Raw genomic sequence first — 19,543 nt, forward strand, 5'->3', positions numbered from 1 at the left:
TGTCGCTTCCGCCTGAAGACTGACCCTCTGATTCCGGGTGAATGCTGACCCACCCTGTGAACGATCATGAGGTGCTGAACGTGGAGGACTGGGCGGAGATCCGACGGTTGCATCGCGCTGAGGGGATGGCGATTCGCGCGATCGCTCGTCGGATGAAGGTTTCGAAGAACACGGTGAAGAAGGCGCTCGGTTCCCATGAGCCGCCGCGGTATCAGCGCAAGCCGAAGGGGTCGGCGGTCGATGAGTTCGAGCCGCAGATTCGGGCGGTGCTCGCCGAGTTCCCGGATATGCCGACGACGGTGATCATGGAACGTGTTGGCTGGCAACGCGGCAAGACGGTGTTCTTCGAGCGAGTGCAGCAGCTGCGGCCGTTGTTCAAGCCGGTGGACCCGGCCTCGCGCACTGAGTATCAGCCCGGCGAGCTTGCTCAGTGCGATTTGTGGTTTCCGCCGGTCGATGTTCCGTTGGGGTTCGGCCATGTCGGTCGTCCGCCGGTGTTGGTGATGGTCAGCGGCTATTCGCGGGTCATGGCGGCGACGATGATCCCGACCCGGCAAAGCCCTGATCTGCTGGCCGGGCATTGGGCGTTGATCTCGGATTGGGGGCGTGTTCCGCGAGCTCTGGTCTGGGACAACGAGTCCGCGGTCGGGCAATGGCGCGGCGGCAAACCGCAGCTGACCGAGACGATGAACGCGTTCCGGGGAACGTTGGGCATCAAGGTGATTCAGTGCCGGCCAGGCGATCCGGAGGCCAAGGGGCTGGTCGAGCGAGCGAACGGATATCTGGAGACCTCGTTCCTGCCCGGCCGTGTGTTCACCAGCCCGGCTGATTTCAACACCCAGCTGGGTGAATGGTTGGTCAAGGCCAACCACCGTCACCATCGGCGGTTGGAGTGTCGCCCGGTTGATCGCTGGGATGCCGACCGGCGCTCGATGCTCGAGCTGCCGCCGGTGGATCCGGTGGTCGGATGGAGGCTCACGACCAGGCTGCCTCGCGATCATTACGTCCGGTTGGACTCCAACGACTACTCCGTTCATCCGGTCGCGATCGGCCGGCGAGTGGAAGTCCGCGCCGACCTGACCGAGGTGGTGATCACCCTGGCCGGCGCCGAACTTGCTCGCCATCAACGGTGTTGGGCCGATCACCAATCCATCACCGATCCCGATCATGCGGCCGCAGCCGCAGATCTGCGCCGATCCCGGCGCCTGGTCGCGGTTCCCGCGATCGACACCGATGTCGAGCATCGAAACCTGTCCGACTATGACCGCATGTTCGACCTCGACGAGGCGAGCAGCAGCGAGGAAATCGCCTGATGGCCACCAAGACCGCCAATGGTTCACGCAACGTAACCTCCGAAATCGCTTATCTCGCAAGAGCACTCAAGGCACCGACACTCGGCAGCGCGGTTGAGCGACTGGCCGAACGCGCCCGCTCGGAAAACTGGAGCCACGAAGAGTTCCTGGCCGCCTGCCTGCAACGAGAAGTTTCCGCCCGCGAATCCCACGGCGGTGAAGGACGCATCCGCAGTGCTCGATTTCCGTCGCGAAAATCGTTGGAGGAGTTCGATTTCGACCATCAGCGTTCGCTCAAACGCGACACCATCACCCACCTCGGGACCTTGGATTTCATTACCGCCAAGGAGAATGTCGTCTTCCTCGGTCCACCTGGCACCGGCAAAACGCATCTGTCGATCGGGCTCGGGATCCGCGCCTGCCAAGCAGGTCACCGCGTCGCGTTCGCCACCGCTGCCGAGTGGGTCTCCCGGCTGGCCGAGTCTCATCACGCCGGAAAACTGCAGGCAGAGCTGATCAAGCTCGGCCGGATTCCGCTGATCATCGTTGACGAAGTGGGCTATATCCCGTTCGAATCCGAGGCCGCGAACCTGTTCTTCCAGCTCGTCTCGTCCCGTTACGAACGAGCTTCGCTGATCGTCACCAGCAACAAACCCTTCGGCCGCTGGGGCGAGGTCTTCGGCGACGACGTCGTCGCCGCCGCAATGATCGACCGCCTCGTCCACCACGCCGAAGTCATCTCAATGAAGGGAGACAGCTACCGACTCAAAGACCGAGACCTCGGCCGCGTCCCAGCGGCCAAGACCAACGACTAACCAAACCAGCAGGGGTGGGTCCGGATTCAACCGGAACGACCGGGTCACGATTCAACCGGAGTTGACAGTCGTCGAGCAACTGCGGCAGTGAGGCGTACTCCAGCCATCGCGTTGTCAGGGAGTCGTCAGTGTCATAGCCGCGCATCCGCGCTCGAACGCGCTGTTGCAGGCTCGTATGGTCACTGGACCACAGCTGGTCGCGTTCGCTGCTGGTGATCTCGAGGGCGTGAGCAAGGGCACCTATGTGGTTGCGCAGCACGGTCATTCGCGCGTCGAAGAACGACTGTTGGTCGGGGTCGGCGGCACCGTGGGTGTAGGCGGCTCGGACCGCAGCCATATCCTCGAGCTGGCCCATCTGCCACGCCAACCGAGCGAGCAGGTGCGCGCGGTCGGGCGCGGTGGCTTCGGGGATCACCTGGTTGCTGCGCCATCGCAGCCCGTTGGCGCCGCGGGCCTGGACGTGATCGATCGCGTGTGGGGGTATCCCGATCGCCGAGGCCTGTTCACGCATCAACTGCCGCGACCGAGTCAGATGCCACAACTGCTTGCGCCACGCCGCCGCGATGGCCGGATCCAACCGGTTCGCGCCGTGGCGGGTGCGGTCCTCGGCGTTCTTGATCTCCACGGTGTAGTTCTGGATCGCTTGCAGCATCCGCACCCGAACCGCTGGGATCGCCAGGCTCGCAACCGAACTCGACCACGGTCGGTCACTCACAACGACCACCCACTCAGGTCGATGCCGTGCTCACCCGTCACCGACGCCGGCTCCGGCGGCGCATCGCTCGCCTCGCCCGGCTCCTCAGTGAGCGTGTCGGTGCCCAGGCCCGCGTTCTCGATCGCCGCCTCGATCACGGTGCCATCGCCTGCCTGCGTGACGGCCGCATCAGCGGCCCGGCTAGGGCCTGCGGTGGTCGTGGTGTCGAGTGTGGTCTCGGCGAGCGCGATCAGCTCTTGCGGGCCCGGTGGCAGCTGCCCTGCCGCTGCGGTGTCGGTGCTGGTGATACCCGCTGCCTGCAGGACATCGATCGGCAGGGATTCGGCGATCAGATTCGACAGGCTCGCCCGGCTGCGCCATTGCTCGGTCAATGCCTCGTCATCGAGGACGTGGGCTCGTGCGGTGGCCGCACCGATACGGGCAGCGTCAGGCCACAAGTGTTCGCGTTCGGCCGCGGTGAGCTCCAGGGCGTGCGCGAGCGCGCCGATGTGCTCGTGGAGGGCCTTCATGCTCAGTTGGAACCACGTCTGTGGTTCCCCGGTGGGGTCGCTGTATCGGTGGGTGTAGGCGGCGTGGACTGCGGCCATCTCCTCGAGACGGCCGACCTGGATTGATAGTCCGGCCAGCAGTTGCGCGCGGTCGACGACCTCGGCGGTGGGCATCGTCTGATCGGGGTGCCACCGGAGACCGTTGGTGCCGCGCTCGCGAACGTGCTCGATCAGCTGCGGCGGCACCCCGACCGCAGAGGCTTCACCAGCCACGATCTCGCGGGCCTCGGTGAGATGCGCCAGCTGGTGCTGCCATCCCTGCGCCAGGCCCAGATCCAGACGGTCCCAACCGAATCGGCCGCGATCAGCGGTGTTGCGGATATCGACACTCAGGTTCTGGATCGCGCTCAGCAACCCTTGCTGGACGACGGGAAGCGCCCGGGCTGGTTCTGCCATCACGACCACCCACCCCGATCTGCGAGATAGCGGCAACTCCTCGACCATGCGGCGCTCATCGCTCGAGCCCCACGTCCACACCGAGCACCAACCCTGTCGGCTCTGGTCCCAGGTCGGCGTCGATCCCGATACCGACTTCGCCGGTCAGTCCGGCGTCCCCGATCGCGGTGCCGATGCCGATCCCGACATCGAGACCAGCCCCGTCGTCGGGGTCGACCACACCGCCGAGGAAGTGTTCGGCGTAGACACCGGCGGTCAGTTCCTCGGTCAGCCCGGCGACCGCATCCAGCATCGGCTCCGCATACCGGGTGCGGGTCTCGACCTGGATCTCATCGATGTCCACGGTCTCGACGTCGATGTAGGCCACGGCATCATCGATGCTGGTGTCGTAGGGAACCAACGTCGCCCCCGGCTGCCCGGTGTGCGGGTCGACGTCAACGATTTCGGCTTCAACGTCGGTGTAGACCTGCGGATCCAGGCCGGTGTCGTCGGTGAACCGCTCGGCATACGCGGCAGCGTGCGCGCTGTGCTCCTCGGACAGATCCGCGGTGTGATGGGTGGCGGCGAACCCGGCCGCGGCGTGCATCGCTGCGGCGACGTCGTCGCCGCTCGTGGTGGACAATGTCTCGCTGAAACCAGCAGCGCGGCGGCGGATGTCGATCAGCAGCCTCTTGTACTTCACGTCCAGGTCGTACAAGTCCTTCGCGTATTTCGACCGGTCCCGGTACCCGTCTATTTGCAGCTGGTGGATCTCGCCTTTGCGTGTCTGCTCGGCCGCGCTCTCGCTGTCGCGGCGTGCCAGGTCGGCGTCGCCACGCCGGATGTGCTCACTCTTGACCTCGATTTCGGCCTCGTTCAAGGCTTCGCCCCATCGCGCACGGTCGTCGTAGCCGTCCAGTTGACGCTGGTGCACGGCTTGTTTGCGGGTCTGATCGTTGAGCTTGGCTTGTTCGTCGAGTTCGAACAGCCGCTGTCCTTGTGTGTGGCGGTCGGCGTAGCCCTGTATTTTCGCCCAGTGCAGTTGCCGGTCGCGCAACTCACGCGCGCCGGCGTCCTCCATTCGCTGCAGATGCTCGTCCACCGAGCGGGACTCGGCGCCGCGGCGTTGCATGGCGTTGCCGACCATCGCGCCGGTCTGGAACGCCTGGATGAACCCCTGCCGAACCGCTTGACCGCCCTCTTCGACGGGATCCCCACTCATCCGATCACCTCCACGGCCGAGACCAGCCACGGACTCGACAGGCCCGAGCGGGTGGCGTGCGCGTAGACCGCGAACCCCATCGCGGGGCTGGCGTCACTGGCGTGCAGATCGACCGCGAGGACGCGACTCATCGAGGTCGCGGTGTCGGGCGGATGGTCATCACGGGTGGTTCGCGCGGTGGCCGTCACGGTCACTAGCTGGGTGCGCCATTGCTGCCAGCGCGCCGCCGTGATCGGCGTGAGCACCGTCGCCGCCGATTCGGCGACGGCGGCGAACTCCGGTTCCAGCAACGGTTTCGCGCTGTGGAACGCGACGCGTTGATCGACCTGGATCTCGGGCCGATAGGTGAAAACCGCCGAGATGGTGGCGCTCAGCACAGCCGCGCCCGAGCACGGATCGACCGTGGTGTAGGGCGCGGCGAATGTGGTTGCGGTGCACGCTGTCTCGGTGTCGATGGCTGGTTCGTGGGCGCATCCGGCACCCAGCAGGGTGCTCGTTGCCGCTGCCACGACCAGCGCGCAGAGTCGCATGGCGCTCATGTCGGGATCCGGTGCTGGATCAGGGTGCCCAGATCGATGTGACGCCAGTCCACGGGGCTGGTGCCGGTGGACTGTTCATGGGCGGGGTTGTGGTCCGGGTCGGTGATCAGGTCCAGCACGAGTCCGGCGGTGAACGCCGCCTGCCGCAGGTTCTCGAAGAGATCGATACGGCTGCGCGCCAGGATCAGGTGCAGTGTCGCGACCGGGGCGCCCCAGTCGTGGCGGGCTTGCCAAATCGCCTGGCGCGCAGCGGATTCGATCGCGTCTGCTTCGGATTCGATCACCGTGGGTGGTGTGAGGGCGTCGAAGCGTTGCCGCCAGATCACTCCCCCGTCGGCGCGACACAGCGTGAACTGCTCGCTCGTCGCGGCCGACCACAACAACAGGTGTGGTCCGCGTGTCCCGCGTTCGGCCAATCTGGTGTGGGCTTCCTCTCGTGCCGGTTCGTTCTCGCGCAACCGCGTGTAATCGATCCCCGCTTTGGTTCGCAGCGCGGCAGTGAATTCAGCGAACAGTTCCGGACTGTTGAATCGGTGTTCGACTGCGGCACGGTCGAGCTGTCGGTAACTGGTGTAACCGCGCAGCTCACGCGCCAAGACCCGTACCACCGACCGCGGGATCAGGGTGAGTGTGTGTGCGTCGGTGGGGGTCACAGTCGGTGTGACTGTCATTGGTGACTGCCTTTCTCGTTGGCTCAAGGTGTCCGGTTCGATTGCGGCGCAGGGGTATCCACCCCCGGCGGTCATGGGTCCGGGTCCGCAATGGGCGACGCCTGCGTCGCTGTGTCGTGTGCGGTGTCCCAGGAGAGGTCCTCGCCCTGCCAGGTACAGTTCGAGGTGCCCAGGAGCGCGGCATCAATGGCTTCACTGATCCCGGTGTCGCGGTCTCGCCCCGGACCGGAGGCGCTGCCCGTGGCATCGGTCGCGGCGCCATTGCGCCAGGCTTTTTCGGCGGCAACGATCAGCTGACGGGGGCTCGGTGGCAGTTGGTGTGTGGCGGCGTCGCCGAAGCTGATCCCCGCCATATCCAGCGCTTCAACACGCACGTGGGCGTCGCTCAACGCGGCTGTCTTCGTGTGCGTTCTCCACCGTTTGAGCAGTTGCGATGCCCCCAGTTCGCGGGTTGACCCCAGCACCGATCCCCATGCATCAGTGTCGGTGAACCACCATCCCGTGACCTCGGTCTCAGTCACATCAAGGGCAATAGCGACCATCGCGACCCTGGTCCACTGCAACCGCAGGTGCTCGCGGAATCGGTCCGCCAGGTCGTCGGGGACAGCACCGAAACGATCCACGCACACCATGTGAGTGGCGATCATGTCGTAGAGCACCTCGACCTGCTCACGCAGGCCCGCCAACAACTGCTCGCGATCCACCGCCGCGGCCGAAGGCAACGACTCACCGCCGCTCCAACGTGTTCCCGTATTCCCGGCGTTCTTGGCGAGCGTGATCCAGGTATCGGGCACCCCGAGCGCGTGAGCTTGTTCCTCGACCAGCTGTGATGCCACCGACAGCCCACGTAAGTTGTTGCGCCACATCCGCAGCTCACCACCGCTGGGCCCCTCCGCGAGCTGAGCCAGATCGGCGGTGACGTTCTGGATTATTTTCAGCATCCCCAGCTGCACCGCGTCAGTCGCGCCGCCATCCGATACTGGGCCAGTCATAGTCGCGGACCCGAATTGGCTGGCAGACGCCATGTTCCAGAGGCGCTATCGGCGATCTGGCTGTGCCGCGATCTCTGGCGCGGATGCGCGTCGACGTCGTACCGGGCTTGTTCGATAGATCCCTGGGCGACTGTAGCTTTCGCGTCCCACCCCGCCGATCGATCGGCCAGTTCGCCGCATCCGGCGGATTGTCGGGCCCGCCCCTTGGGCGGGTTCACAGATCCACTCCCGCATCGGGCGCCTGGATGGATGGTTGCGCGGATTCTGTTGGGGCAGTGCCGATGTCAGATTCTGGTTCCACGTCCGGATCGGTGATCAGCGCGGCGTCGACGATGTCTGCGATCGATGTTGCGGTGCGGGTTTCGGTATCCTGCGCCGCTGCGAGCACTTCGTTCACCGTCTCGCGGACCTCAGACCCCGGCGGCGCAATATGGCCCGTCACGTCTTCTTCCATCGTCACCGCGACCGGGCCGTACCACCCGCTCGGGTGGTCATAGCCCAACCGCGCGAGCACCTGGTCGGCCAGCGGGTTCGGATGCAGGTCTGAGCTGGTGAAGTCGTCGGCGAACCAGGCCCGCACCCGCCCCATGCCCTGAGTGGCCAGGTCGGGCACATGCGCGCCAATAGCCGCCCGCAACCCCTGATCGCGCTCACGCGAGCCGTAGATGGCCGCGCCGCCCGGCTGTAGCACCACGAAATCGGCATGCCAGCTCATCGACACACCTTCTCCACGCTGAAGGGATTGCTCTTCGAGACCCGCGGCGCTGTCACCGGCGGGCGGTTGTGGTGTTGTCATCCGACTACTCCCGTCTCTTCCTTCGTTGTCAGGCAGAGCTGCTGCGCGGCATGGCCGCTGGTCTTTGTCGTCATCCATGGCGTTGTCCCGCGTCGTTGTTCACCGAGAACTCGTCGGCAGTGGTGGTGGTTGTAGGTTCTCGTTTTTGTTTGCGGCTCGGCCCTGGTGAACTGGGCGGAGCATGGTGCTTCTCAACGTTTTTGCCTCGCTGAATTCGCACGGAATTTGCGTCTTCCTTCGTGGTGGTCGACTTTCGCGCGCTCGACAAGATGGCGCTGGGTCGTTAATTGTCGAGGCAGTCTTGGGTTTGGTCCGCAGTGGAAGGATGGGGCGGTGGGCGTAGCCATGCGGGGATATGTGGGCGGGTCGGATCTGCGGGCGATGCAGGAGCTGACACAGCGGACGTGGACACCTGCCAGTGCTCAACACATCGGAGATCTGGCTTGGGGCCGATTCATGTGCACCGCTGACCGTGCAGACTGGCCGATCGTGCTGTGGGAGGACGGCACCCGAGTTGTGGCGTGGGGCTGGGCCGAGTTCCCGGACGATCTGAGGCTGCAAGTCGATCCGGCGTACCCCGAACTGGTCGACGAGGTCCTCACGTGGTTCGACGCGGTAGCCGACGGATCTCCACGTGAGCTCAAGGTCCTGGACAACCAGGTGGACCTGCATCAAGCGCTGGTGAGCCACGGGTACCGACTCCGGAATGACCCAGCCTTTTTCACCTACCACGCCCGGTCTCTGCTGGACCTTCCCCCGCCGGAACTGCCGAGGGGTTTCGTTGCACGTGCTGTGCGGGGACTGGAGGATCTCGGCAATCGCGTTGCCGTACATCGGAATGCGTGGGACTCCACCCGCGTGACCGAGCAGTCCTATCGCAATCTGATGAACGCGTGGCCCTACCGGTCTGAACTGGACTGGGTCATCGAGGCACCGAATGGTGAGTTCGTCGCCAACTGCCACATCTGGTACGACGATGGCAACCGGGTAGGTCTGATCGAACCCGTTGGTACGGCACCGATGTTCCGCCGCCAGGGTCTTTCTCGCGCAGTATGCCTGGCCGCACTGGAGGCTCTGCGTGAGGCCGGTGCCGTCATGGCTGTGGTCTCGCCGAGAGGTGATGAGGCGTATCCGATTCCGCAGAAACTCTACCGCAGCATGGGATTTCAACCGTATGCTCGCACCCGCACTTATGCGAAGACCGAACCCGTGCGGAGGGTAGATTCTCCGTAGGATTTTCACCGATCTTGCGTAAACGCAAGATCGACGCAAGATGACTGATAAGACGCAATCAGTCATGAGAACCTACAGCGGGCGGAGCCTTGTAACGGCGCACGTCCATGCGTTCGCCGCCCCAGACAGCGAGTGGGGTGAGAGTGACGGATTGCCCGGTCTGCGGGCTGTGCAGCAGCAGATCTTGACCTTTTTCGTTGCGGCCCGCATAGATACCGACATGATGGGAATCCGTGGTGCCGGGTTCGGTGAAGAACACCAGATCTCCCGGTTCCTTTCTGTCGAACGGCACCGGCTGCGCCGAGGGATGATCCTGCTGGGCCTGGGTGTAGTGCGGTAGCCGGATCTGTCCGCCGGAGGCTTGATAGATCGCGTACAAGGTCAGCCCCGAGCAGTCGAATCCGCCACCAGTCGGCCCGTCCTGATCGCCGCCACCCCACACATACGGAGTACCGATCCAGCGCATCGCCGCAGCGATGACGGCTTGCCCGAAAGGCCCTGCCGAACTCAGCGGTGCACCCGAACCGCCCGCGCCGCACCCCATCGGCAGCTGCCCTGCCTGCGGGGCGGGCATCGAGTCCGGGTCGATGTCGGCGAACATCGCATACAGCTGGCGGGCGAGGTCGAGTTGCCCGGCGTAGGCAGCCGGCGCGGATTGCTCGATCGCTTGGGCCAGCTGTTGCGGGCTCATCTGGGCGGCGCCAGCGACTTTCGTGGATTGGTCGTAGAACCAGTTGATCTGGTAGGTCGGGTTCATCAGTTGCGCGATACCGACTGATCCCCAGATGCTGACGCGCATCTGGTGCGGGCCGACCGAGTCGTGATCGTGGCCGACGCCGTCGTTGCTGTATCGAAGTGATTCCGGCACCGAGGAATTCGCCAGATTCCGGAACGTGCTTTCGGTCGCCGCGGCGGCCAACTCGGCGAGGATCACCGATTCGGGCATCTGCCGCTGTTTGCCGATCGCCACACCAGTGCGGGCCAGCTGCAACTGGGCCTCGTTCAGCCCGGCCACCCTCGCCCCCGTCGACCCACTCACCCCACCCGCGGTGTTGGGTGCCAGCGTCGCCGCACACGATGTGCCGGGGTCGGAGCCGACGAAGATCAGTAGCATCAAGATCAGGGCGACCGGTAGCGACAACACCGTCGCTACCAGGGTTTTCGAGGTATCCACGGTTCACCTATCCCGCCTCCTTTGTGATGGTTCCGAGGTCGTCGAAGCGACGGTTGGTGTTGTGCACTCCCTTTTCACGCTCGGTGGGGGTGAACACCATCCGGAACGGGATGCCCGGTTCTCCCGATTCACCGGTTTTCAGTAAGAAGCAGCCCGTGCCCGGTGGGGTTTCGCGGACAGTGCTGTCGAGGCCGTCGTCGCTGGGTGGCCGTGGTGCCGCCCAGGAGGTGACCAAGAGTTTCTCGGTTTCGGTGATGCCGACCGCGGACCGGATGCGGTTGATCTCCTCCGGCCCGACCGGGCCGATGATTTTCGCGCGTGCTCGTTCGAAGAAGCCGAGCGCTTTGGCCTGCGCGGCAACCGAATCGAAGGCGGTGAGGTCTTTGATGGTGTGGCTGCACAGGATCAATCCCGCACCCAATGGCCTGTTGAGCCGGGTCAGGGCGTCGACGCGGTCGACCATGAATTCCCCAACTCCGAGGACACGCCAGATTTCGTCCATGACGACCTCGTAGGTGCGTTTACGGGCCAACCCGGCATCAGCGAGGGCGTGAGCGGCGGCGACTGCGCCGAAACCTTGTGACCAGCACACCATCAGCACCGCGGCCAGTAGCTTGGTGTCGCCTTCGGGGATCCGGGAGACATCCACGCAGATCGCGGGGCTGTCGAGGTCCAAGGCTGTGCTGGTGTGGCCATCGAAAATCGATCCGACCGGGCCTTCGACCAGCGCCCGCAGCGAGCGGCGCAACGTTTTCGTGTTGGCCCGGTAGCTCGCGGCGTCGTCTTCCTCGGCGAAGTGCCGTAACTGCTCCCCGCCGCCGGAGATCACTTCCAGCAGGTTCGAAAGCAGCGGTGGGTGTTCGGGCGTGAATCCGCCAGTGTCGCTATAGAGTTCGCGTAATCCGGCCGCGATGAGGGTTTCCTCGTAGTCGGCGACACGCGCGCCGCGCACGAGTTCGATCAGCCCGGCGACGATGTTGACCTGACCGGCCTCTACCCGCGCGGCGACTTGACGACGCTGGTCCGGGTCGGGCAATAGGTCGATGACCGCGCCGAGTGCGCCGACGTCGAGGGGATTGAGGTGTCCATATCCGTAGCCGACGTCGATGACCTGCCCGCCCAGGCGTTCCACCAGGTCGCGGTAGTCGGGTTTGGTGTCACCCATACACAGCACGGTTTCTCCGGCGGCGACCGCGCCGGTCACCATTCGCCGGATCAACGACGATTTCCCGAAACCGTTGAGCGCCAGCACGAATGCGATCGGCGCGGTGATGTAGCCCTTCAGAAACCACGACATGACGTCGAAATGGACCGGCCCGCCGGTGATGTAGTGGCTGCCGACCGGTGTGCCGACCGTGGGGGCGCTGGCACCGATCGCGAATGGCCACAACCCGGCGACCTGCACGGTGGTCGAACGCCATTCCGGCATCGATGGCACCACCGAGGCGCGTCCACCGCCAACACCGACGTAACCGCGGTCGGTCAGCCGGGCCAACGATCGTTGGAAGCCACCATCACGGTCGAGGTCCTCGACACGGCGGCCCGCGTTGGCCCGGCGGTGATCATCGCTCGATATCGCCAACCGCGCACGTGCTCCGCGCCACCCCGCCTGCGCCGCAGCCGCTTCGACCTGGGCGCGCGCTTGCGGTGTCAGGACCTGGATTCCTGCCACCCTCATCGTCTTCGGAACCCGACGACGCTTCGCGGTGCTCTTGGCGTTCTCGACCGCGCTCATGCCACGCGCTTGGAGATCGAGGTGTGCTCGGGCAGGATCAGTCCGATCCCCAACGAGGCGGCGAACGTCGCGGCTTGGGAGCCGTAGCAGCGGCGCACCCCGAGCCGGGACGCATCCGACATGCCCTGGACCGAGGCCTCGATACCGGGCAGGTCCGCGTCGAGGTGGTCGCTGACCGTGATGAGCACGCCAAACCTCGTCAGGCCCGCACCGCGGGCTTGTTCTTGGCGCGCGGCGTTGGTGTTGCCGACCCGCAATGACGCCGACGCCGAAGCCATTCCGCGTTCGGTCTGCTCCGCGGCGAGCGCGTCACGGAAATCGGAGTCGACCAACTTGGTGGCCTCGGCGGCCGAGTGCAGCCTGTATACGATCGCGACGCGTTTACGCGGCACGTCCGCGCGAGGACGCAGCAGCTCTTCCAACCCGGACTCGAGGACCGCGCCGCGTGGGGCGACGTCCATTTCCCAGGTGACCGACCGGCCACCGTCGTGTAGGTAGTGGTCCCAGCGGTCGGTGTGTGCGACCGGGCCTGCGGTGTCCCACGATTGGGTGGTCGCGATCGCCGCGCCCGCGGATTCGACGTCGCGCTGCGCCGCCAGGTCGTAGCGGGTACGCACAAGGCCGATCACTTCCCACGCCTGCAACGGCGTCGCGGGCAACCCGGCGCGAGCCAGATGCGACAAGACCCCTTGTAGGCGTTGCCCGATCTCGCGGGCTTGTTCGGCGTCGTCACGACGAATGCGGCCCTTGCCGATCGCACGGTAGGTCAGCGCGATGCGTGCCTCGATCCGCACCCCCACACCGCCGATATCGGCGGCCTCCCGCATCACCGCTTTCGCGAACTCCGGTGCGTCCGAACGCACTAGCCGCGCAATCTCGCGGCGCTGCCGAAGGCGAGTCTCGATCACGTTCTCCAGGACCGCGGTCACGGCGACTACTTCCCCGCCCCGGCTCTGTGTGGCCAGGAACTGCCCGTAGCCCTCGACCCAGGTATCGATTTGGGCTTGGTCGACCAGTTCTTTTCCTCGTGGGATCACCCGCAGGACGACGGTGTAGTGGTCGGTGCGGCGGATGTGGATCATCGCGAACCGTTTCCCACCGGAGGTCTCGTACTCGCTCAATCGCGAATCTGCCAGCAGCCCAGGCAATCTCGCTGTACCCGGGATCCTCGAGAACCGCCCGGCCCGATACACCAGCTCGCCGCGGGCACGTGCCATCGCGAACTGGGTCCGCAGCACCATCAGTTCCCACCCGGTGCGTCCGTTGCGGGTCACCACCAGCGGGACGAACACCACGGCTGAACCGGCGATCAACAGCCCCGCCGAGGCCAGTGAGCGGGTGAGCATGAACCCCACCATCACGGTGATCACCAGGGCGAGCCCGAACATCGAAACACCCCAGGTGAGCCCAAAGAATCCAGCGCTTCGGGGGCGTTCCCACCGCCCGTACATCCGCGTCGTCACCGCCGCACCTCCCCCGGCACCGGCGCATCCGGATCGACCCCGCCGCCGCTGGCGTCGCTCACCGCGGAATCGACCGCCGAAATCCCCTGCTGCGCTGCCTGTTTCACGGCCTGCGCCGCCAAGATCGCCGCACCAGCCGGACCCGCGGCCGCCGCCGCACCGCCACCACCTGCACCTGCCGCGCCGCCGCCGGCTTGCTGCGCTCCGGCCACCTTCGCACCCGATGATTTCGTGGGCGCGCTCGCACCACCGGCACTGGCACGCGAACCCGTCCCCGGCGAGGCTCCGCCCCCGCCCGAGCTTCCGCCCCCGCCAACACCACCTGCTCCGCCACCGGGCATGGGGCGTCCGCCGCCACCACCACCGGGTGGCGATGGCTGCGCTCCGCCACCCGGCGCGGAATCGTTCTCACTGACCTTGCGGGCTCCGCCCCGACTACCACCGCTCGAGGCCATCGCCGCGCCGAGCCCGGCACCAGCCAACGCCGCCGCGGCACCTCCACCGCCACCCAGCGTCGCCACCGCTGGCGCGATCAACCGCATCAGCGCGGGCAGCACGATCGGCACCATCAACAGCAGAAGCAACCCCAACAGGACAAGTTGCGAATCCTGTTGTTGCCCAACGCTTTTTGTTCCGGCTGCGGTGAACGCGATCGCGTATACTAGTGCGCCGACCGGTTTCCACAACACGAACGCCAGCGCCCAGGTGAGCATCTTCTTGTATGCCTGCGAACCCGGCCCGGTACCTGCGGCAGCGGCCGCGATGGGGATCGCCGCGACAACCAGGATCAGCAACGCCTGCCGCACGACGAGCATGACCAGTTGCGCGAGCATGCTGATGATCCCGAAGATGCCGAGGATCAGCAGTAGACCCGAGCCCAGAAACGAATTGTGTCGCAGGTCGAACCCCGCCAACCGGGACACCACACCCGCCGCGTCGGCACCAGCAGCGTCGTTGACCACCCAGGTCGAGAACCTGTCGCCCGCACGAGTCCCGGTGGTGATGACGACGGCGAACATCATGCTCGCGAAGACTGCTTTGCCGAAGACCATGAACGATTCCTGCGCTTCGCCTGCGACGCCGCCGCGTTTGGCCAATGCCAGCCGGGCAGCCGCGAACATGATCCCGGCGGTCATCAACAGCACTTGCAGGCCGCTGGTGTAGTCGCGGATCGACCCGAGTAGCGGCCCCGGCTCACCAGTACTCGTCGCCAGTTGGGGTGAGGGCAGATCGAGCCACCACGTCATCGCCATCCGCAATCCGGCGCCGAAGCTTTCTATCAATTTGTCGACGATGTCATCGAAGACTGATTTCGCCGTGTCGCTGGCCGCCTGTGCCCCGAGCTGACATGCCTCTTTAGGGCCACCGGGGATATCGCACAGCCCCGGTAGCTGCGGCTGAGCACGCCAGACGTTTCCGCTGTTCAATGAAGCGCCCATATAGGTCGTCGCGGCGGTCATCGCATCGCCTTCCAGAACCCGAAATCGGCGAGCGATGCGGTGGGAACACCTGGTGCCCACAGTGTTTCGATGTCATCGGGTACGCGGACACGCCAGTCGCCGTCGGTCCATGTCATCGGCCAAGTCGAGTACGCCGACCCTCCAATGGCTTTGACCGCAACCTGAACGACTGCAAAGTCCGGCCGATATCCCGACAGGATCCGGAAACCCTCCGGGACAACGACGTAGCCAGCCACGTCAGGCGTGTTTGTGCGGGACCGCGCGAACCGGTCGATCAATGCTCGGCCGCCACCGAAAAAGCGCTCGGTGACCACCTGCTGCCACACGCCGTCGGGGGCGGCCAGTGCTCGGGCGAGTGCGTCGTATGCGGCAAGTCCGGCGCCTTGGGGTGTGTTGGCGAATCCGAAGGCCACACCGGCGGTGATTCCGGTCGGGCCGTCGCTGCCGGAGAACGGCAGTGCTGCACCGCCCCATCCGCGTTGCCACTGCATCCGTGCTGGCGGTGCGGTCAGATAGTCGAGGCGACCAGGGTCTGGTCGTGTCGTCGGGTCTTGTTCCAGTGCAATGCCTTCGTCACGGTCGGGTACCTCGAGGCGGTTGCCGAACATGTCGATCGTCGGCGGACGCGACGCCCCGGAAGGAGCCGGTGCGGCCTGTTTCGGCGATGTCGGTCCGAGTGGGCTGCCGCTCGGTTGCGGTGGGTTCGGGGTGTTGTCGGGGCCGGTGACGGCCAACACGAAGGCTGCAGCGACGACGACGGCGATGCCGACGAGCAGGATGATCAGCAAGCGACGAGATGCCATGACTCGCTTCCGTTCTCACTGCCCTGGTAGGGCGACCATGTCCGCTGGTGTGGTGTCCACCGCGGTCACTGTGGGTGTGGTTGGTTCGTCTGGGATGAGCAATCGCCAGTCGCTGGACTGCCACAGGACCGTCGCGGTGTTGCGGGTCAGCGAGGCATCCGACTGCCGCGTATAGATCGCGATATCTGCCGCATCCGGGGTGTAGCGGGTGATGGTGTAGCCCAGGACTTTCGGCGCACCGCTAGTGATCACGCTGGTGATCGAGATCTGTGTGCGGGTCACTGCCCACGCGTCGCGGCCGGGACCGGGTACGAGCATCTGCTGTCCGACCAGCGGCCACTGGCTGTCGGTGGCGAGCGACATGCGCACGCTCGCATGGATCGCAGCAAGGCCAGCACCGGCCGGTGCGTGGTCGAAACCTGTCGCGACCGAGCCGTTCACAGCTCTCGGACCTTGGTCACCGACCGGTAATTCCACGCCTTGGAATGGCGTCCAACGCAGCCCCGTCGGGGGCGAATGCACATCGACCTGCGGTTGCGCGCCGGGCGAGGAGGTCTCGGCGCGGTCGTTGCCGCACCCGGTCAACACGGCCACGCCGAGCGCCACAGCCGAGGCCAGCACGAGGACTGTGGTGGCCTTATCTCCGTTCGGGGTGTGCATGTTCGCCTTCCAATCCAGTTCAGTTGGTCGGGACGATCGCGGCGGCGAGGCCGCTGGCGCAGCCGAGCAGCGTCGCACCGAGCAAGGTGCCGACGAGGCCTTCGACGCTTTCCTCGCGATAGATCCGGATCGCGAGGAGCCCTCCGAGCCAGATGGCGCGCCCGATGCACAGCAGCAGCACGATCCAGGCCAGGTACCCCAGCAGTTGAGTGATCGGGGTGATCACCCCTTCGGGGAGTTGCTTGGCGCTCACAGCCCCGCCCCTCGCGCCGAAATCCCGGAATTCTCGTCTCGGTAGGCGACTTCCAGTGCCTGCAAGATCGCCGCACCCGCGGTCTCGGGGTCGGCGTGGGGCAGGGAATGTCCTGCGCCGGGGATCATTTCGTAGTCGGCCCAGATCGCATCGGCCAGCCGCAGTGACTGATTGGACGGAACCACCCGGTCACGCTCGGCGGACAGGACGAACGACGGGATCGAACGCATCGCGACCGCTGTCGCGGGTTCGAGAACATGCTCGTGGTAGCCGTGCAGGATGTCGGCCAGCACCCGCGGATCACCCCGGCGGTCCCCGGCGATCAGTGGCGCCTTGGAGCCCAGTTGCTTGCTCCGACTGCGGAACCGGCGTTCCAGCATGGCGTGTCCGGCGGCGGCGACACTATCGAGCCGACCGTGCCGCAGCCCCCGCAACCGTGCCGGGATCCGCAGGAAATACTGTGGCAGAGAAGGAAATTCGGGGAACTCGCAAGCGCCGTTGAACAGCACCAAACCTGACAACGCGGCGGCGCGTTCGGGATGGTGCTTGACGTAGGCGTGGGCTACCAGGCTGCCCGCGGAGTGCGCGGCCAGGATCACCGCACCGGAGGCATGGGCCAGGACGACATCGAGGTCGTAGGCGAGCTGTTGCAGGGTGGTCCGTGCTGAGCGGGTCGGCCATTCCGAGGCGCCGTGACCACGTTGGTCGTAGACGATCTGGCTGATGCCGCCGTCGAGGCGCTGGTCCAGATGCTCGATCAGCGGGGTCCAGTAGCTCGAGTCGGTCAGCAGTCCATGGATGTAGACGATCGTGGCCGGTGCGTCGGCGCGACCGAGCCTTCTGACCGACAGACGGACGCCGTCGGCCGCGGCAACAGTCAGAGGGCAGTCCTGGGGATAAGTCATCACGTGAGTCCTCGAAACGAATCGAAAGATTTGAAAGGAGTCCCTGGTCGCGCACTGCGGCCTGCGGCGTTGTAACGGCCCAGCGCGAGCGCCCCGGGGAGTGTGGAAACCTGTGGAAGAAACCGAATCTGGCGCATCCCGATCACCCCCCGCCGCCAGTGACGACAGCTTGCATGATCGCTCCGGCGCTGGTAGCGATCACGCCACCGACGAGCGCGCCGAGCACGATCTTGGGAGATTCGAGGGCCCCGCCGTGGAAGCGTTCCCACCCAAACTTTCCGCCCGCGTAGATCAGTGCGGCGATCCCGGCGAGCATCACGATCCAGGACAGATAGTTGACAATGTTGATCAGCTGCGCGGAGCCGGGCGGCGCTTTGGGGGTGATCGGGATTTGGTCGGCGAGCACGCTGATCGCGGCGCCCATCAGATAGGTGGCGGTCATGATTCAGTCACCGAATCAGGCAGTGCCGCAGATGTTTTCCCGCGCGCGGCCAGATAGGTGATGATCGCGGTTCCTGCGCGGTGGACGTCACTGGGGACGGCCTGGGTAATCGGTACTCGCCGTCGCGGCGGTGGATCGAAGGGCAGGTATTCGGCCAGCTCGCTGAGCTCGCGGGCGACGAGGTCGTCGTGCCAGCCGATCGCATACACGTGCTCGACCAGCTCAGCGACGACGCCGCGGTAGCGCCGCACCGACCGGGGCACCCGGCCAGGTCGCACCGCGGTCAGCACCAGCCCGATCACCACAACCCCGTCCGGGGCGAGACCGGCGTGCCATTCCCGCAGCCGCTCGGCCGCCGCGGTCAACCCTGGCAGGCACAACCGAGCTGCGATCACGACGCGCTGAGTGGTGCGGGCCGAGGCGGGCCAGGCCAGACCGGTGTCGGCGGCCGGTGCCCACCAGCGCGCCAACGTGGAGGTACCCGCTCCGCCGTGGGCACCGAGCACCGCGAACAGCGGCGGGTGTGGACCGGTCACCGGGAGCGGGGCGGAACGAATCGGAGCGCGCCGCTGCGGCGGCGGCGCGATCACGGTGCCGCGATCCACCTGAGAGCCGGATTCATGATCGACGCTGAGCTGTAACCGCAGCGCGGGCGCGCTCATCACGTCCCCTGCTTCTGAATATTGGTGATGGCCCCCGCGCTATCGGTGACACGCACGTTGATCACCTGCAGATAGTCGATGCGCTGGCCGTCCCGCCGCAGCTCCACCACATGCACCGCCGCAGTTGTCTCTGCGATCGGGGTGATCGCGACACAGTGGCGGGTGCCTTGCGGGATGGAAGCAATACCGGCGGCCAGCGGCTCGGGCAGAATCCCGGCCTCCGGCGCCAGGAACCGCATCGCGGCCTCAGCGCTGGCCTGGGTGTAGTACGCGTATTCGAATCCAGCGATCGCCCGCGTCATGGGATCGATGCCGTCAGCGGTGACTGTCACCACCGTTCCTGTCAGGCCCTCGCATGCGGATCTGGCCGCAGTCGGCATCGTCGATGGTGGTGGCGCGGCGGTCATCGTCGGGGCCGCGGTCTGCGGACGCTCATTTCTGGCCGCGACGGCTCCCGCGATAACCAGGCTCGCGGCGACGACAGCCGCTACGCCGATGACGGCCCACGCTTTTGGTGGAAGTCCGCGCCCTCGGCCGGGTTCAGCGTCGTTGGGCTCAAAGCCGTCCGTGTTCGAGGGTGGATTGCCGTTGAGCCAGGCCCATTCGTCGTCGGTCTCGCGATCGGATGGTCTTGCACGCGTGCCGGTGACAGGCAGTTCCACCGCGTGGTTGTTCTCGAGCCACCCCCACCCGTGCACGTCGTCGGTGCGGGTGTCGGTGCCGGACTCTGTTGCCATGTGGGGTGTCACCTCCTCGGGTGGTCGTGTCGGCTGGGTCGGGCCCTTCGG

The 19,543-nt window shown here is 65.9% G+C and carries 21 protein-coding genes; 3 read left to right on the plus strand and 18 right to left on the minus strand.

Annotation, left to right across the window (positions count from 1 at the left end; genetic code table 11):
* The first annotated feature begins 71 nt into the window (after nt 1-71).
* Both istA and istB read left to right on the plus strand, forming a co-directional pair.
* The gene (gene istA / locus ACHQ4I_RS16885) at nt 72-1,313 is read left to right on the plus strand and encodes an IS21 family transposase (RefSeq protein ID WP_420771243.1); all 1,242 of its coding nucleotides are present in this window, start codon (nt 72-74) and stop codon (nt 1,311-1,313) included.
* On the plus strand, nt 1,313-2,107 hold the full coding sequence (gene istB, locus ACHQ4I_RS16890; protein ID WP_420771240.1) for an IS21-like element helper ATPase IstB: 795 nt from the start codon (nt 1,313-1,315) through the stop codon (nt 2,105-2,107). Before istA ends, istB begins: the two co-directional genes overlap by 1 nt.
* Here istB and ACHQ4I_RS16895 read toward each other — a convergent pair.
* The 7 genes from ACHQ4I_RS16895 to ACHQ4I_RS16925 form a co-directional block, all read right to left on the minus strand.
* Nucleotides 2,058-2,822, minus strand: coding sequence for a hypothetical protein (locus ACHQ4I_RS16895; protein ID WP_420772731.1), 765 nt, complete (start codon nt 2,820-2,822; stop codon nt 2,058-2,060). The two genes, istB and ACHQ4I_RS16895, sit on opposite strands and share 50 nt — an antisense overlap.
* Nucleotides 2,819-3,766: a hypothetical protein gene (locus ACHQ4I_RS16900; RefSeq protein ID WP_420772732.1), complete on the minus strand. Its 948-nt coding sequence runs from the start codon at nt 3,764-3,766 to the stop codon at nt 2,819-2,821. Before ACHQ4I_RS16900 ends, ACHQ4I_RS16895 begins: the two co-directional genes overlap by 4 nt.
* A 55-nt stretch (nt 3,767-3,821) precedes the next feature.
* Nucleotides 3,822-4,967, minus strand: coding sequence for a hypothetical protein (locus tag ACHQ4I_RS16905; protein WP_420772733.1), 1,146 nt, complete (start codon nt 4,965-4,967; stop codon nt 3,822-3,824).
* Nucleotides 4,964-5,506 (minus strand): hypothetical protein, encoded by a 543-nt coding sequence (locus ACHQ4I_RS16910; RefSeq protein ID WP_420772734.1) that lies wholly within the window; start codon nt 5,504-5,506, stop codon nt 4,964-4,966. The genes ACHQ4I_RS16905 and ACHQ4I_RS16910 overlap by 4 nt, the downstream gene beginning before the upstream one ends.
* Entirely contained in the window at nt 5,503-6,177 is a 675-nt protein-coding gene (locus ACHQ4I_RS16915; RefSeq protein WP_420772735.1) for a hypothetical protein, read from the minus strand. Before ACHQ4I_RS16915 ends, ACHQ4I_RS16910 begins: the two co-directional genes overlap by 4 nt.
* A gap of 71 nt (nt 6,178-6,248) precedes the next feature.
* Nucleotides 6,249-7,130: a hypothetical protein gene (locus tag ACHQ4I_RS16920; RefSeq protein WP_420772736.1), complete on the minus strand. Its 882-nt coding sequence runs from the start codon at nt 7,128-7,130 to the stop codon at nt 6,249-6,251.
* A gap of 253 nt (nt 7,131-7,383) precedes the next feature.
* A complete protein-coding gene (locus tag ACHQ4I_RS16925; protein WP_420772737.1) occupies nt 7,384-7,965 on the minus strand; it encodes a hypothetical protein in 582 nt (193 codons plus the stop codon).
* Between the two features lie 333 nt (nt 7,966-8,298).
* Here ACHQ4I_RS16925 and ACHQ4I_RS16930 point away from each other — a divergent pair, with 333 nt between their 5' ends.
* Entirely contained in the window at nt 8,299-9,198 is a 900-nt protein-coding gene (locus ACHQ4I_RS16930) for a GNAT family N-acetyltransferase (RefSeq protein WP_420772738.1), read from the plus strand.
* Nucleotides 9,199-9,256: 58 nt separating this feature from the next.
* Here ACHQ4I_RS16930 and ACHQ4I_RS16935 read toward each other — a convergent pair whose 3' ends face one another.
* The 11 genes from ACHQ4I_RS16935 to ACHQ4I_RS16985 form a co-directional block, all read right to left on the minus strand.
* Entirely contained in the window at nt 9,257-10,372 is a 1,116-nt protein-coding gene (locus ACHQ4I_RS16935) for a C40 family peptidase (RefSeq protein WP_420772739.1), read from the minus strand.
* 7 nt (nt 10,373-10,379) lie between these two features.
* Nucleotides 10,380-12,107: a hypothetical protein gene (locus tag ACHQ4I_RS16940; RefSeq protein WP_420772740.1), complete on the minus strand. Its 1,728-nt coding sequence runs from the start codon at nt 12,105-12,107 to the stop codon at nt 10,380-10,382.
* Complete coding sequence (locus ACHQ4I_RS16945) at nt 12,104-13,570, minus strand: SCO6880 family protein (protein ID WP_420772741.1); 1,467 nt, start codon at nt 13,568-13,570, stop codon at nt 12,104-12,106. The genes ACHQ4I_RS16940 and ACHQ4I_RS16945 overlap by 4 nt, the downstream gene beginning before the upstream one ends.
* The gene (locus ACHQ4I_RS16950) at nt 13,567-15,030 is read right to left on the minus strand and encodes a hypothetical protein (protein WP_420772742.1); all 1,464 of its coding nucleotides are present in this window, start codon (nt 15,028-15,030) and stop codon (nt 13,567-13,569) included. The genes ACHQ4I_RS16945 and ACHQ4I_RS16950 overlap by 4 nt, the downstream gene beginning before the upstream one ends.
* Complete coding sequence (locus ACHQ4I_RS16955; RefSeq protein ID WP_420772743.1) at nt 15,027-15,833, minus strand: DUF8175 domain-containg protein; 807 nt, start codon at nt 15,831-15,833, stop codon at nt 15,027-15,029. The genes ACHQ4I_RS16950 and ACHQ4I_RS16955 overlap by 4 nt, the downstream gene beginning before the upstream one ends.
* A gap of 15 nt (nt 15,834-15,848) precedes the next feature.
* Complete coding sequence (locus tag ACHQ4I_RS16960; protein WP_420772744.1) at nt 15,849-16,493, minus strand: DUF8175 domain-containg protein; 645 nt, start codon at nt 16,491-16,493, stop codon at nt 15,849-15,851.
* A gap of 19 nt (nt 16,494-16,512) precedes the next feature.
* On the minus strand, nt 16,513-16,746 hold the full coding sequence (locus ACHQ4I_RS16965) for a hypothetical protein (RefSeq protein ID WP_420772745.1): 234 nt from the start codon (nt 16,744-16,746) through the stop codon (nt 16,513-16,515).
* Nucleotides 16,743-17,651, minus strand: a complete 909-nt coding sequence (locus tag ACHQ4I_RS16970; RefSeq protein WP_420772746.1) for an alpha/beta fold hydrolase — start codon at nt 17,649-17,651, stop codon at nt 16,743-16,745. The genes ACHQ4I_RS16965 and ACHQ4I_RS16970 overlap by 4 nt, the downstream gene beginning before the upstream one ends.
* 142 nt (nt 17,652-17,793) lie before the next feature.
* Entirely contained in the window at nt 17,794-18,093 is a 300-nt protein-coding gene (locus ACHQ4I_RS16975; protein ID WP_420772747.1) for a hypothetical protein, read from the minus strand.
* Nucleotides 18,090-18,755 carry a CpaE/TadZ family protein gene (locus ACHQ4I_RS16980; protein ID WP_420772748.1) on the minus strand — a complete coding sequence of 222 codons (666 nt, stop codon included), beginning with the start codon at nt 18,753-18,755 and terminating at the stop codon, nt 18,090-18,092. The genes ACHQ4I_RS16975 and ACHQ4I_RS16980 overlap by 4 nt, the downstream gene beginning before the upstream one ends.
* On the minus strand, nt 18,755-19,492 hold the full coding sequence (locus ACHQ4I_RS16985; RefSeq protein WP_420772749.1) for a DUF8176 domain-containing protein: 738 nt from the start codon (nt 19,490-19,492) through the stop codon (nt 18,755-18,757). Before ACHQ4I_RS16985 ends, ACHQ4I_RS16980 begins: the two co-directional genes overlap by 1 nt.
* Between the last annotated feature and the right edge of the window lie 51 nt (nt 19,493-19,543).

Source organism: Nocardia nepalensis, from assembly GCF_048910785.1.
GTDB classification, from domain to species: domain Bacteria; phylum Actinomycetota; class Actinomycetes; order Mycobacteriales; family Mycobacteriaceae; genus Nocardia; species Nocardia nepalensis.